This window comes from Pseudomonas sp. TWRC1-2 (assembly GCF_049896685.1).
Classification (GTDB): Bacteria; Pseudomonadota; Gammaproteobacteria; order Pseudomonadales; family Pseudomonadaceae; genus Aquipseudomonas.
Genome location: NZ_JAFCUU010000002.1, coordinates 863,521 through 876,687 on the forward strand (window position 1 = coordinate 863,521; position 13,167 = coordinate 876,687).

At 61.1% G+C, this 13,167-nt stretch carries 13 protein-coding genes and 1 pseudogene; 8 read left to right on the forward strand and 6 right to left on the reverse strand.

Features of this window, described 5'->3' with window-relative positions:
* The first annotated feature begins 180 nt into the window (after window positions 1-180).
* The gene (alaC, locus tag ACP7B3_RS08480; RefSeq protein WP_242196280.1) at window positions 181-1,398 is read left to right on the forward strand and encodes an alanine transaminase; all 1,218 of its coding nucleotides are present in this window, start codon (window positions 181-183) and stop codon (window positions 1,396-1,398) included.
* A 122-nt stretch (window positions 1,399-1,520) separates the two neighbouring features.
* On the opposite strand, the gene ACP7B3_RS08485 is transcribed toward alaC, so the two are convergent.
* Window positions 1,521-2,873, reverse strand: a complete 1,353-nt coding sequence (locus ACP7B3_RS08485) for a GntP family permease (protein ID WP_106578477.1) — start codon at window positions 2,871-2,873, stop codon at window positions 1,521-1,523.
* Between the two features lie 84 nt (window positions 2,874-2,957).
* Window positions 2,958-3,491 carry a gluconokinase gene (locus ACP7B3_RS08490; protein WP_017139216.1) on the reverse strand — a complete coding sequence of 178 codons (534 nt, stop codon included), beginning with the start codon at window positions 3,489-3,491 and terminating at the stop codon, window positions 2,958-2,960.
* Between the two features lie 212 nt (window positions 3,492-3,703).
* Here ACP7B3_RS08490 and ACP7B3_RS08495 point away from each other — a divergent pair, with 212 nt between their 5' ends.
* Entirely contained in the window at window positions 3,704-4,735 is a 1,032-nt protein-coding gene (locus ACP7B3_RS08495) for a LacI family DNA-binding transcriptional regulator (protein WP_242196409.1), read from the forward strand.
* 456 nt (window positions 4,736-5,191) lie between these two features.
* A complete protein-coding gene (locus ACP7B3_RS08500) occupies window positions 5,192-5,425 on the forward strand; it encodes a DUF6124 family protein (RefSeq protein ID WP_145159469.1) in 234 nt (77 codons plus the stop codon).
* Window positions 5,426-5,559: 134 nt separating this feature from the next.
* Here the strand turns inward: ACP7B3_RS08500 and ACP7B3_RS08505 are convergent, their stop codons facing one another.
* Complete coding sequence (locus ACP7B3_RS08505) at window positions 5,560-6,435, reverse strand: LysR family transcriptional regulator (RefSeq protein ID WP_242196286.1); 876 nt, start codon at window positions 6,433-6,435, stop codon at window positions 5,560-5,562.
* 109 nt (window positions 6,436-6,544) lie between these two features.
* Here ACP7B3_RS08505 and ACP7B3_RS08510 point away from each other — a divergent pair, with 109 nt between their 5' ends.
* The 5 genes from ACP7B3_RS08510 (at window position 6,545) to ACP7B3_RS08530 (ending at window position 10,649) form a co-directional block, all read left to right on the forward strand.
* On the forward strand, window positions 6,545-6,979 hold the full coding sequence (locus tag ACP7B3_RS08510) for a PACE efflux transporter (RefSeq protein ID WP_145159473.1): 435 nt from the start codon (window positions 6,545-6,547) through the stop codon (window positions 6,977-6,979).
* A gap of 59 nt (window positions 6,980-7,038) precedes the next feature.
* On the forward strand, window positions 7,039-7,671 hold the full coding sequence (locus tag ACP7B3_RS08515; protein ID WP_262210169.1) for a glutathione S-transferase family protein: 633 nt from the start codon (window positions 7,039-7,041) through the stop codon (window positions 7,669-7,671).
* Window positions 7,672-7,686: 15 nt separating this feature from the next.
* Window positions 7,687-8,424 carry an NAD-dependent epimerase/dehydratase family protein gene (locus ACP7B3_RS08520; protein ID WP_426178620.1) on the forward strand — a complete coding sequence of 246 codons (738 nt, stop codon included), beginning with the start codon at window positions 7,687-7,689 and terminating at the stop codon, window positions 8,422-8,424.
* A 139-nt stretch (window positions 8,425-8,563) separates the two neighbouring features.
* A complete protein-coding gene (locus ACP7B3_RS08525) occupies window positions 8,564-9,979 on the forward strand; it encodes an MFS transporter (protein WP_426178621.1) in 1,416 nt (471 codons plus the stop codon).
* Window positions 9,980-10,112: 133 nt separating this feature from the next.
* Entirely contained in the window at window positions 10,113-10,649 is a 537-nt protein-coding gene (locus ACP7B3_RS08530; RefSeq protein WP_145159481.1) for a hypothetical protein, read from the forward strand.
* A gap of 116 nt (window positions 10,650-10,765) precedes the next feature.
* On the opposite strand, the gene ACP7B3_RS08535 is transcribed toward ACP7B3_RS08530, so the two are convergent.
* From ACP7B3_RS08535 to ACP7B3_RS08545, 3 genes and pseudogenes are all read right to left on the reverse strand, one after another.
* Window positions 10,766-11,335: a methyl-accepting chemotaxis protein gene (locus tag ACP7B3_RS08535; protein ID WP_370004803.1), complete on the reverse strand. Its 570-nt coding sequence runs from the start codon at window positions 11,333-11,335 to the stop codon at window positions 10,766-10,768.
* A pseudogene (locus ACP7B3_RS08540) lies at window positions 11,309-12,085 on the reverse strand (PAS domain-containing protein); the annotation flags it as partial. The gene ACP7B3_RS08535 and the pseudogene ACP7B3_RS08540, both read right to left, overlap by 27 nt.
* 168 nt (window positions 12,086-12,253) lie before the next feature.
* The gene (locus ACP7B3_RS08545) at window positions 12,254-13,123 is read right to left on the reverse strand and encodes a LysR family transcriptional regulator (RefSeq protein ID WP_426178622.1); all 870 of its coding nucleotides are present in this window, start codon (window positions 13,121-13,123) and stop codon (window positions 12,254-12,256) included.
* Window positions 13,124-13,167 lie beyond the last annotated feature (44 nt).

Consider the following 13,167-nt stretch of genomic DNA (forward strand, 5'->3'; position numbering starts at 1 on the left):
TGTGAGGGCACAAACCCGCATCGAGTATAGGGGCATATTGACGCCTCACCCCAATCAGAAATTTTTCCTGCGCCATCTGGACAACTGGCCATCATCGACCGTATTGTCTGCCCCGCAGGCCACCGCAGTGGCCGACGTCGCTCGGACGGTTCCGGGCGCTTACGTACTCTTGAGGCAACAATGGCAGACCAAGGTTCGCCGCGCCGCTTTGCGCGCATAGATCGACTCCCCCCTTACGTTTTCAATATCACGGCCGAGCTGAAGATGGCTGCGCGTCGGCGCGGCGAAGACATCATCGACTTGAGCATGGGTAACCCTGACGGCGCCACGCCTCCCCACATCGTGGAAAAAATGGTCACCGTCGCCCAGCGTGAAGACACCCACGGCTACTCCACCTCCAAAGGCATTCCGCGTCTGCGCCGGGCGATCTCGCGCTGGTACAAGGACCGCTATGAAGTGGACATCGACCCGGAAACGGAAGCCATCGTCACCATCGGCTCCAAAGAAGGCCTGGCGCACTTGATGCTCGCCACCCTCGACCAGGGCGACACCGTGCTGGTGCCCAACCCCAGCTACCCGATTCACATCTACGGTGCCGTGATTGCCGGCGCCCAAGTGCGCTCGGTGCCGCTGATTCCGGGGGTGGATTTTTTCGCTGAACTGGAACGCGCCATTCGTGGTTCGATCCCAAAGCCGAAAATGATGATCCTCGGCTTCCCGTCCAACCCCACCGCGCAGTGCGTGGAGCTGGACTTCTTCGAACGGGTGATCGCCCTGGCCAAACAGTACGACGTACTGGTGGTGCACGACCTGGCCTACGCCGACATCGTCTACGACGGCTGGAAAGCCCCGTCGATCATGCAGGTGCCGGGCGCCAAGGACATTGCGGTGGAGTTTTTCACCCTGTCCAAGAGCTACAACATGGCCGGCTGGCGCATTGGTTTCATGGTCGGCAACCCGGAACTGGTCAACGCGCTGGCGCGCATCAAGAGCTATCACGACTACGGCACCTTCACCCCGCTGCAGGTGGCGGCGATTGCGGCGCTCGAAGGCGATCAGCAGTGCGTCAAAGACATCGCCGAGCAGTACCGCCAGCGCCGCAATGTGCTGGTCAAGGGCCTGCATGAACTGGGCTGGATGGTGGAGAACCCGAAGGCGTCGATGTACGTCTGGGCCAAGATTCCCGACGCGTATGCCGCCATGGGCTCGCTGGAATTTGCCAAGAAACTGCTGCTGGAAGCCAAGGTGTGTGTGTCGCCGGGCATCGGCTTTGGTGAGTATGGGGACGATCATGTGCGCTTTGCGCTGATCGAAAACCAGGACCGCATTCGCCAGGCAGTGCGCGGGATTCGCGGGATGTTCCGCGCGGATGGGTTGGTACCCAAAACCGGGGCATAACTCGGTCAACAATGTGGGAGGGGGCTTGCCCCCGATAGCAGAGTGTCAGTCACTGCATCGGGTGACTGATCCACTGCCATCGGGGGCAAGCCCCCTCCCACATTTGTTTTGCGGTGAACCTGTTAGACCACCATCGACAGCAACATGATAAAGATCAGCGCCACCACCGACAGGATGGTCTCCATCGCTGTCCAGGTCTTGAACGTCTCGACCACGGTCATGTTGAAGTACTGCTTCACCAGCCAGAAACCCGCATCGTTGACGTGAGACAACACCAGCGAGCCTGCGCCCGTCGCCAACACCAGCAACTCACGGTTCACGCCTGGGATCATGCCCACCACCGGCACCACGATGCCTGCGCCGGTAATGGTTGCCACGGTTGCGGAACCAGTCGCTACGCGAATCACCGCCGCCACCAGCCACGCCAGCAAAATCGGGTTGATCTGCGCGTTCACCGCCATATGGCCGATCACGTCACCCACGCCGCTGGTCACCAGCATCTGCTTGAAACCGCCGCCGGCGCCGATGATCAAAATGATCGCCGCGGTCGGTGCCAGGCTGGCGTCGAGCAGCTTGAGGATTTGCTTGGAATGAATGCCCTGGCGATGGCCAAAGGTGTACAGCGACAGCAGCAACGCCAGCAGCAACGCGGTGATCGGGTGACCGATCATGTCCATCCAGTTACGAATGGCGTGGCCGTCCGGCAGCGCGACGTCAGCGAAGGTTTTGAGCAGCATCAGGAACACCGGCAGCAGCACGGTGATCAGGGTAATGCTGAAGCTCGGCAGGTCTTTGGATTCGGGCTCGCGGGCCAGTTGATCGACCAGTTCCTGGGACGGGTTGCCCGGAATGTACTTGGCGATAAACGTACCGAAAATCGGCCCGGCAATGATGGCGGTCGGCAGTGCGACGATCAGGCCGTACAGGATGGTCTTGCCAATGTCGGCGCCAAACACGCCGATGGCCAGCAGCGGGCCCGGGTGCGGTGGCACCAGGCCGTGCACCGCCGAAAGGCCGGCGAGCAGCGGGATGCCGATTTTGATCAGCGACACGCCAGTGCGGCGCGCAACGATAAACACCAGCGGGATCAGCAACACAAAACCGATCTCGAAGAACAGCGGGATGCCCACCAGGAACGCGGCGAACATCATCGCCCACTGGACTTTTTCTTTGCCGAAGGCGCGGATCAAAGTCTGGGCGATCTGATCGGCGCCGCCGGATTCGGCCATCATTTTGCCGAGCATCGTGCCCAGCGCGAGGATGATGCCGACAAAGCCGAGCACGCCGCCAAAGCCGTCCTGGAATGCCTTGATGATCTTGTCCACGGGCATGCCCGAGGTCAGACCGAGGAAGCCGGCCGCGATGATCAGTGCAATGAACGGGTGCACCTTGAACTTGGTGATCAAAAAGATCAGCCCGATGATAGTGACCACTGCATCTAGCAGCAGGTAAGACTCGTGGGACATGCCAAACATGGGGGGTCTCTCCTGTTTGTTGTTGTTATTAAAGCGGGTGTTGAATTTCCTGCCGGGGATAGCGCTATCTTTTCCGGCAAAAAATTAATGGGTTGGTTCAAAGCCGTGTTGCAGCCACCAGGCATTGGTTTGCTCGGCCAGGTCCTCGACGCTGTCTTCGCTGGCGTTGAGCGCCAGGGTCAGCGGCTCGCCCACAGGCGATTCAAGGGTGGCGAACTGGCTGTCGATCAGGCTGGCCGGCATGAAATGGCCGGGGCGATGGGACACGCGGTCGGCGGCCACGGCACGGGTCAGCTCCAGGAACACAAAGCCCAGGCCCGGCGCGGCTTCGCGCAGGTGGTCGCGGTATTTTTTCTTCAGCGCCGAACAGGTCAGCACCGGATGCTCGCCGGCTTTGAGCGAGCGACGCAGTTCATCGCACAGGATGTCGAGCCAGCCGGCGCGGTCGTCGTCGTTGAGGGGATGGCCGGCGCTCATCTTTTCGATGTTCGCGGCGGGGTGAAAGCTGTCGCCTTCGATGGCGGTGGCGCCGTTCAGGCGACACAGGGCTTCGCTGACGCTGGACTTGCCACAGCCAGAAACACCCATGATGACCAGGGCGGTAACAGGTTGACTCATGAAACACCTCAGGACGCAGATAGCGCTACCTTCGCACGCTGTAAGGCTAGTGCAAAAACAGGCTTTTCCCGCGCCGACTTGTCATTTTTATGGAGTGACGCGTGCATCCTCTCCGAAACCGTTGAACCGGATCAGGCAACCCTGAGTTCAAGCATTTGCAGCCTTTTGGAGACAGCGCTACCTTAGTGCCTCGATTTTTGTTTGGCAACCGCCTGATGACCTCCAAGAACGATAAAAATACCCGCACCACCGGTCGCCCGACCCTCAATGAAGTAGCCCGCCTGGCCGGCGTCAGCCCGATCACAGCCTCGCGTGCCCTGCGTGGCATCAGCACCGTGGCCACCGAGCTGGTGGAAAAAGTGCAATGGGCCGCCGCCGAACTCAACTACGTGGTCAACCCCGCCGCCCGCGCCCTGGCCTCGGCGCAAAGCCACTCGGTGGTGGTCATCGTGCCGTCGCTGTCCAACCTGCTGTTTATCGAAACCCTGGAAGCCATCCACCAAGTGCTGCGGCCCAAGGGCTTTGAAGTGCTGATCGGCAACTCCCACTATTCACGCGACGAAGAAGAAAACCTGTTGCGCAACTACATGGCCTACCAGCCACGCGGGTTGCTGCTGACCGGCTTTGACCGCACCGAAAGCGCGCGCCGGATGGTCGAGGCCAGCAATGTGCCGTGTGTGTACATGATGGACCTGGACCCGAATGCCGGCGTGAACTGTGTGGGGTTTTCGCAACTAAGTGCGGGTGAAACGGCGGCGGCGCACTTGATCTCGCGGGGGCGCAAGCGCCTGGCGTACATCGGCGCGCAGTTGGACCAGCGTACGTTGCTGCGCGGTGAAGGTTTCCGCCGCGCGCTGCAACACGCCGGTATGTATGACCCGGCGCTGGAATTGCTGACGCCGCGCCCCTCCTCCGTGGGTTTGGGTGGCGAGCTGTTTCTGCAGTTGCTGGCGGCGCATCCGGACGTGGATGCGATTTTCTTTGGTAACGATGACCTGGCCCAGGGCGCACTGCTCGAAGCCCTGCGCCACGGCATCAACGTGCCGGAGCGCGTGGCCGTGTTGGGTTTCAACGACTTGCCCGCCTCTTCTTTCATGGTGCCGCGCTTGAGCAGCATCAGCACACCGCGTGAAGCGATTGGCCGGCGTTCGGCAGAGCACCTGTTGACGATCATGGCCGGCAACAAGATCGCCAAGCCGGTGGTGGACATGGGCTTTGAGTTGCAAGTGCGCGAGAGCACCTGATTTTTGAAGGCCAAACACAACCACAGTGTGGGAGCTGGCTTGCCTGCGATAGCGGAGTGTCAGGCAATGATGTGTTGACTGATTCACCGCCATCGCAGGCAAGCCAGCTCCCACCTTTTTTACCGTGCCTGCTTGAGATATAGGACGCCTGTAGGACGCGGCTGACATTGCGGTGAGCGCCTTGCCCGGCTGCCTACGCTTACGTCAGAATCCGCCGGCTTGTGCGCTTGGGTGGTGGTCTTTAGGGTTTGCCGGTCGCTGAATTTCTCGGTGACCGGGTTTAGTAGCCCGAACCTCCCAACACAATATGCACAAGCCCATTATGGCGGCTGTGCGTAGGGCGCCTTCGGGCGCGCCGGGTTTGTGTGGGATTACCGGTCTACTAACCTGCGTACAGTTGCCACCCAACTTGTTTAGTAGCGATGCGGGTGTTGGCACAAACCAGGTACTTCAACCATGCAAAGCGTCAATCCCCCGAATACGCTCTTCACCATCATCCCCGATACACCCATCGAATCCCTGCTGATCAACAGCTACGAAACCGTGTGTTCCGTCAGCGCCTTGTTGCTCGACCTCTCCGATGACCTCACCGGCAAGCACCGCGACGTAGCCCTCGCCATTCATCAATTGAGCGAACTATCAGTGCTCATGGTAGGCAAAGCCATGGACCAGCAAACACCGCGCACCTGACGCCCTGCTCGGTTAAACATGTGGGAGCGGGCTTGCCTGCGATGGCGGCGGGTCAGCTACACATGGGCTGACTGACCCACCGCCTTCGCGGGCAAGCCCGCTCCCACCTTTACCGTGCCCACTTGAGGGCAGGGTTAATCCGCTGAAGCCAGCATTTTTACCAAGGCCGACGCTCCTCTGTGCAACGGCTGATTTTTCAACCACACCGCATTCACCACCATCGCCAGCCCGTTCTCGATGTTCTTGAAGTTCAAGCGCCGCAAGCGCCCCGCCGCCAGCAACGGCGCCACCACCGACTGCGGGAAGTTGCCCCAGCCCAGCCCGGCTTCCACCATCTCCAGCGCCATGCCCAGGGTGTCGGTCCGCCAATAGGATTGCCCCACCAGTGGCCGACGATCGCTGAGGGGCAAGTCGCGACCGGCCACCAGAATCTGTCGCACCCGCACCAAATCTTCCAAAAACGGCTCACCGCCCGCCTGGGGGTGTCGCGGGCTGATACAGGCCATCAGTTGCTCGCTGCCGACAAACTGAAACCGCTCCAGCACATTCACGCTCAACCCCGCATAGGCCAGGCACAGCTGCACACGGCCGCTGTGCAGCAGCTGCAAAACGTCATCTTGCGGGGCGGTCAGCACTTCGATGTCGAGCAACGGGAATTGCTCACTGAGCTCGCCAATGGCGGCCAGCAGGCGCCGCGTATTGATGTCGGCGCCCACGCCAATCGACAGCTTGCTCTCCAGACCCTGAGACAGTTGCAACGCATGCACCTGCAACTGTTTGAGTTGCTCGGCCATCAGCCGTGCATGGGGAATCAACGCCAGCGCCAAGTCGGTGGGCACCGGCTCGCGGTGGCTGCGATCGAACAACGGGTAACCCAGCTCGGCTTCAAGGTTGGCAATGCCCATGCTCACCGCTGAAGGCACCTTGCCCAATGCCCGCGCCGCCGCCGAAAACGAGCCGCGCTCCACCACCGCCAAGAACAACTGGACACTGTCGCTGGTAAAACTCATCGCGCCACCTATCAATAAAACTGAAACCTTCTGACTTTTAGTATCAGCCAAGCTGACGCCATCTTCTGCGCCCTCTGAGGTTCCTGTCACGTAGAAAAGAGGAAGTGGTATGCAAGGCGTGAAACGCAAACTGGTGTATGTGTCGCTCTACGAGCTGATCGGCATGACCTTCTCGGCGCTCGGGCTGGCGCTGCTGTCGGGCACTCACCCCTCCAGCACGGGGCCGTTGGCGGTCGTCATCACGACCATCGCGGTCACCTGGAACTTCATTTACACCTCAATGTTCGAGCGCTGGGAAAGCCGCCAGGCCGACCGCACGCGCACCGTCAAACGGCGGATTGCCCACGCGGTCGGGTTTCAACTGACGCTGATCGTCTTCCTGATTCCGCTGATCGCCTGGTGGATGAAGGTCAGCCTGGTGCAGGCGTTTATGCTGGACCTGGCGTTGATCCTGTTCATTCCCTGCTACACGTTTGCCTTCAACTGGCTGTTCGACCGCACCTTCGGTTTGCCCGCGTCGGCGCTGCCGGCCACAACCGCGTAGCGTCGAAGGTTTACCCCTGATAGATTCCCATGGGTCATCTCCATCGTCAGGGAAGTACCATGGGACACTCACTGAAAATCCTGGGTCGCACGTCCTCCATCAACGTGCGCAAAGTGCTCTGGACCTGCCAGGAACTGGGCATCGACTACGTGCGCGAAGACTGGGGCATCGGTTTCAAACCCACCCAGTCGGCCGAGTTCCTCGCCCTGAACCCCAACGCCCAGGTGCCGGTACTGATCGACGACCACGGCGTGCTGTGGGAATCCAACACCATCTGCCGCTACCTGATAGGCCTTTACCAACGCCACGACCTGTTGCCCGCCGAACCGGCGCCACGCGCTCGGGTCGAGCAGTGGATGGACTGGCAAGCCACCGAACTCAACCGCGCCTGGAGCGATGCGTTCACCGCCCTGGTGCGCAACAACCCGGACGGTCTCGACCCGGCGCAGATTGCCGCCGCCGTGCAGGTATGGAATGACAAGATGGGCCTGCTGGAGCAACAGCTGGCCAAGACCGGCGCCTACGTGGCTGGCGACGAATTCACCCTCGCCGATATCCTCATCGGCCTCTCGGTGCATCGCTGGCAGAACGCCCCGATGGAGCGCCCGCCCTACCCCGCAGTGGCCGCCTACTACCAGCGCCTCAGCCAACGCCCGGGCTTTCAGACCTTCGCCCTCGCCGGTCATAACTGAAACAAGGACACCCCCGTGAAAGGACTCAACGTATTGCTCACCGGCGCCTGCGGCAGAATCGGCAAGGTATTTTTCGAAGCCTCGAAAGACCGCTACCGCTTCACCCTTACTGACCGCATCGTCCCGGACTTTGACCTGGGCGAGCACCGTTACATCAACGCCGACCTCAGCGACAAAGCCAGCCTGGCCGGCCTGCTCAATGGCATCGACGTGATCGTCCACCTGTCCGGCATCCCCGACGCCAGCGCCGCGTTCGAGGAGCTGCTGCCCAACAACATCCTCGCCACCACCTACCTGTTCGAAGCCGCCGTGGCCGCGGGCGTAACACGCCTGGTGTACGCCAGCAGCGCGCAAGCCATCGAGGGCTACCCGGTTGACCGGCAGATCACGCCCGGCATGCAGGTCATGCCCGCCAACCTCTACGGCGTGAGCAAATGCTACGGCGAGGCGCTGTGCAGCTACTACGCGGCAAAAACCGCGCTGTCGACCATTGCCCTGCGCATCGGCGCCTTCGAATCGCGCCAAACCCCCGACCTGAACAACGCCCGCGACCTCAGCGCCTGGCTCAGCCCGCGTGACGCCGTGCAATTGCTGCAACGCTCGGTTGAAGTCCAAGGGGTCAAACACCTGATCGCCCACGGCATTTCCAATAACCGCTTCAAGCGCCTGGACCTGAGCGAAACCACACGGGTGCTGGGCTATCAGCCGGTGGACGATGCATTCCAGACCTTCGAGATGCCCATCACCTACTGACCCTTGCGCCATAAAACCTTCAAACCTCAAGGCTTGGCGCAATAAATCGGCAATTGCGTGCCGTGGCGCACGCAATTTCACAAGCGCCGGTTTACGTTAGCCCGCTAAGATTCCAGGTCACTGCCCCTGGAATCCGCCCATGTCGACACTCACCGCCTCAGCCACGGACGGCATTGACCCGATCCGTGCCGCCCACATCAGCGCGCGCATTGACCGCTTGCCCGCCGTCGCCACGCTCTGGCGCCTGGTGGCGTTGCTGTCGATCGGCGGTTTTTTCGAGCTGTATGACTTGTTCCAGACCGCCTATATCAGCCCCGGTCTGATCAGCGACGGGATTTTCCACACCGGCAGCGAGGGCGTATTCGGGTTCTCCGACCAGGCCGCTTTCGCCTCGGCAACCTTCCTCGGCCTGTTCCTCGGCGCCAGCCTGCTCAGTCCCATTGCCGACCGCTTCGGGCGTCGGGCGATCTTCACCTTCGCGTTGATCTGGTACACCGTCGCCACGGTGTTGATGGGCATCCAGACCTCCGCTCTGGGCATCATCTGCATGCGCTTTCTGGTGGGCATTGGCCTGGGCATCGAACTGGTGACCATCGACGCCTACCTCTCGGAACTGGTGCCCAAGCGCATGCGCAGCGCGGCCTTTGCCTTTGCGTTTTTCATCCAGTTTTTGTCAGTGCCGGCGGTGGCGTTGATGTCATGGTGGCTGGTGCCCCAGGCGCCGTTCGGGGTGTCCGGCTGGCGCTGGGTAGTGCTCAGCAGTGCAGTGTTTGCGCTGTTTATCTGGCAACTGCGCAAGCGTCTGCCGGAGTCACCGCGCTGGCTGGCGCAGAAAGGCCGTTTTGACCAAGCCGGGCAGATCATGGACAGCCTGGAAGCACGCTGCCAGAAAGACCACGGCAAAGCGCTGGATGAACCCGAACCCGAAGCCGTCAGCGTGCAGGGCAACGGCCGCTTTGCCGATATCTGGCAACCGCCTTACCGCCGCCGCGCGTTGATGCTGATCGTGTTTCACGTGTTCCAGGCCATCGGCTTTTTCGGCTTCGGCAATTGGTTGCCGGCGTTGCTCTCGGGCCAGGGCGTGAGCGTGACCCACAGCTTGCTGTACGCCTTTATCATCACCCTCGCCTACCCGCTGGGCCCGTTGCTGTTTGTGAAGGTGGCCAACCGCTTCGAAAACAAATGGCAGATCGTCGGCTCGGCCATGGGCGCGATGATCTTCGGCAGCCTGTTCGCCCTGCAAACCACGGCGGTGGGGCTGGTGATCTGCGGGGTGATGATCACCTTTTGCAACGCCTGGCTGAGCTTCAGTTATCACTCGTACCAAAGCGAACTGTTCCCCACCAATATCCGCGCGCGGGCGGTGGGCTTCTGCTATTCGTTCAGCCGTTTGTCCACGGTGTTCAGCAGCCTGTTGATCGGTTTTATCCTCGAACACCTGGGCACGCCGGGCGTGCTGGCGTTTATCGCCAGCAGCATGTTGATCGTGATGATCACCATCAGCTGGTTCGGGCCGCGCACGCGTAACCTGGCGCTGGAAAATATTGCGCACTGACGGCAAGCCTTGGCCGCCGACGGGACAAAGATTGCCGCGGCGGCGGTGTCATCCCCAATAAAAACGGGCACATCGCCCTCGGCATGCTATTTGCTCCACCTCAAACACCGAACACATCCTCAGGTGACCGATCATGCTGGTTAACAACAACGCCCAAGCGGTGTCGACCGTCCAACAGCTCAAGCGACCCGACATGGACCCCGCCAATGCCGCCGCCAGCACGCTGTACAGCGGCGCCCTGCAAGCGGCGCAGCAAAGCGTGACCGTACCGGCCGCGCAGAAGGACCTGGACAAGGCCAACGACCGTATCGACGAAGCCTTTGCCAAGACCCGTGTGCAGTTGCAAGCCAGCACGGCGGCAACGACCGCCACGACGGCATCCACCACGACGGCAACAAGCACTGATGTGCCTGCCGCCGGCTCGACCACCAGCAGCGCGCGCGCCGACTTCACCGACTACATGAACAAATCCCCGGCCGAACGCATTCGCGAACAGCTGCTCAAGGAGCAGGGTTTAACCGAAGAGCAGGTGCAAGCCATGCCGCAGGAAAAACAGGACGCGATTGCCAAGCAAGTGGCTGATCGTGTGAAGCAGCAGCAAGAACAGCAAGTAGCGGCGAAAGCCACGGACCCGGCGCAGTCGGTGAAAGAAACCCTGGCTGCGATTTAACCGACACGCCCAATCAAACTGTGGGAGCTGGCTTGCCTGCGATAGCATCACCTGGGTGTACTTGATACACCGGGGTGTCTGCATCGCAGGCAAGCCAGCTCCCACAGGGATCGTGCTTACTGCAGTTGCAGGGTCGAGTTGAACTGACTGATCGCATCCACCACATGCCGTGACCCTTCCTGAATCTCCAGAATCACCTGCCCCGCTTCATTCGCCAGCTCCACCCCAAGCCCGGTGCGGCTCAGGCTCGACTGCATGCTCGAAACCGCGCTCAGCGACAGGTCGTGGTTCTTGCGCACCACCTCCACAATCTCCACCGTCGCCTGGCTGGTACGCGCCGCAAGGCTGCGCACTTCATCGGCCACCACCGCAAACCCGCGCCCATGCTCGCCGGCCCGCGCAGCTTCAATGGCCGCGTTGAGCGCGAGCATATTGGTCTGCTCGGCGATGCTGCGAATGGTCTGCACGATGGAGCCGATGATGTCCGACTGCTTGCTCACCGCATCGATGCTCTGGGCCGCCTGGTTCAGGTCGTGGGAAATCTCTTCGATGATCTGCACGGTTTGCTGCACTACCTCCGAGCCCTTGCGTGCGCAGGCGTCGTTTTGTACTGAGGTGGCATGGGCCGAGTCGGCGGCGGTACGCAGGGTGGTGACCTGATCGGTGATGTCACTGGCGAACTTCACCACTTTGTACAGGCGCCCATTGGTATCGAAGATCGGGTTGTAGGAGGCCTCCAGAAACAGGGTTTTGCCGTACTTGTTTTTGCGTTCGAAGCGGTGGGAATGGTATTCGCCGCGGTTGAGCGAGGCCCAAAAGGCCTTGTACGCCGGGGCTTCCACTTCGCCGCGATGGCAAAACATGCTGTGGTGCTGGCCAATGATTTCTTCGCGGGAATACTGCACGGTGCGCAAAAAGTTGTCGTTGGCGTTGATGATCTGGCCTTGTGGGGTGAACTCGATCACGGCCATGGACCGGCTGATCGCGTCGATCAGGCTCTGGTTCTCGTGTTCATGGTGAACCCGCGCAGAAATGTCCGACGCCACTTTGATCACGCTCAGCACCTGATTGCTGCTGTCCAGCACCGGCATGTAGCTGGCCTCGAGCCACACTTGCTCACCGCGCTTGTTCAGGCGCATGAACGTGCCGCTGAGCGCTTCACCCCGCGCCAGGTCGCGCCACAACTTTGCGTAGGTCTCGGTGTGGGTGTACGCCTCTTCGCAAAAGATGCGGTGATGTTTGCCGCGAACCTCCTCCACGCTGTAGCCCATGGTTTTGCAGAAGTTGAGATTGGCGTCGAGGATCACGCCGTTGCGGTCGAACTCGATCATCGCCATGGAACGGCTGATGGCAGCCAGCTTGGCGTTGGCTTCGGTGAGGGCACAGGAAAAACGTTCGATTTCTTGCAGGTCGGATTTGTGATGGCGGTTGAACATGGTCAGATCACCCTAGATTCCCAGCGCCTGAGACGGCGCATTCCATTCTTCAGTTGGCTATTGCTGGCACACCGTCATGGGGAAAAAACCATCCGAATCGCTTTACATGCCAAGCGTCATCAACGGTTGTGGGTGAGCATAGACAGGGCATGGCGCTATGCAAGGCCACTAGTCAGCCAGCATTTTTAACAATGCACCGACCGCCGCCGAGGGTGGAAGGGTCGGTGAACCGACCAAGGCAAACTCACGGTACAACGGCACCGTCAGCGGCATCACGCGCAGGCCATTGTGCTGCGCCGGCAAGGCCATTTCCGGCACCAGCGTGACACCGACGCCCTCGCGCACCAGGCTGTAGGCGCTGCTCCATTCACGTACTTCCACGCGGATATCGCGCAGGCGCAAACCGGCGTCGGCCGCCAGGCTGCGGGCATTCGCGGTACAGCCGCCGGTGGCCAGTACGAAGGGTTGTTCGAGCAAGGCTTCGAGCGCCACGCTGGCATCCTCCGCGCGCTGCGCCAGTGCATGATGGGATGGCAGCACTGCCATCCACAGGTCGCGACCCAATACCGTGGCGTTGCGCTCGGGCTTGGGGTTGAGCACCACGCCCAAATCGATCAGGCCCGCGTCGAGCAAGGTGTGCACTTCGCTGTCGGTCACTTCCAGGGTGGTGACCTCGATACCCGGGTTCAACTGGCGGAAACGCTGCAGCAACGGCGTCAGAAAAGTCGCCAGCACCTTCGGAAAACTGGCGATGCGAATGTTCCCCCGCAGCAGCGGGCGCGCTTCATCCACCGTGGTGCGAATGGCCTGCAGCGCGCCCATCATCACCCGCGCCTGCGCGATCACGTTGAGCCCAAGCGCTGTGGGCAACGTCTTGCGCGGTTCACGGGTAAACAGTTGCGCGCCCAGCGTCGCCTCCATGGACGCCATGGCCTGGCTGGCGGCGGACTGCGTCATGCCCACCTGTTCGGCAGCCGCCGTGATGCTGCCGTGGTCGGCGACGGCCACCAGCAGGCGCCAGTGCATCAGGTTCATCATGGCAGTAGCTGTCCTTATGGATGGGGTCTGCAGGTTTAATTTTA

Coding starts and splice junctions, on each gene's coding strand:
- ACP7B3_RS08545 (WP_426178622.1), bottom strand. CDS start 13,123: ATGATGAACCTGATGCACTGGCGCCTGCTGGTGGCCGTCGCCGACCAC.
- ACP7B3_RS08530 (WP_145159481.1), top strand. CDS start 10,113: ATGCTGGTTAACAACAACGCCCAAGCGGTGTCGACCGTCCAACAGCTC.
- ACP7B3_RS08510 (WP_145159473.1), top strand. CDS start 6,545: ATGCAAGGCGTGAAACGCAAACTGGTGTATGTGTCGCTCTACGAGCTG.
- ACP7B3_RS08485 (WP_106578477.1), bottom strand. CDS start 2,873: ATGTTTGGCATGTCCCACGAGTCTTACCTGCTGCTAGATGCAGTGGTC.
- ACP7B3_RS08515 (WP_262210169.1), top strand. CDS start 7,039: ATGGGACACTCACTGAAAATCCTGGGTCGCACGTCCTCCATCAACGTG.
- ACP7B3_RS08490 (WP_017139216.1), bottom strand. CDS start 3,491: ATGAGTCAACCTGTTACCGCCCTGGTCATCATGGGTGTTTCTGGCTGT.
- ACP7B3_RS08500 (WP_145159469.1), top strand. CDS start 5,192: ATGCAAAGCGTCAATCCCCCGAATACGCTCTTCACCATCATCCCCGAT.
- alaC (WP_242196280.1), top strand. CDS start 181: ATGGCAGACCAAGGTTCGCCGCGCCGCTTTGCGCGCATAGATCGACTC.
- ACP7B3_RS08525 (WP_426178621.1), top strand. CDS start 8,564: ATGTCGACACTCACCGCCTCAGCCACGGACGGCATTGACCCGATCCGT.
- ACP7B3_RS08505 (WP_242196286.1), bottom strand. CDS start 6,435: ATGAGTTTTACCAGCGACAGTGTCCAGTTGTTCTTGGCGGTGGTGGAG.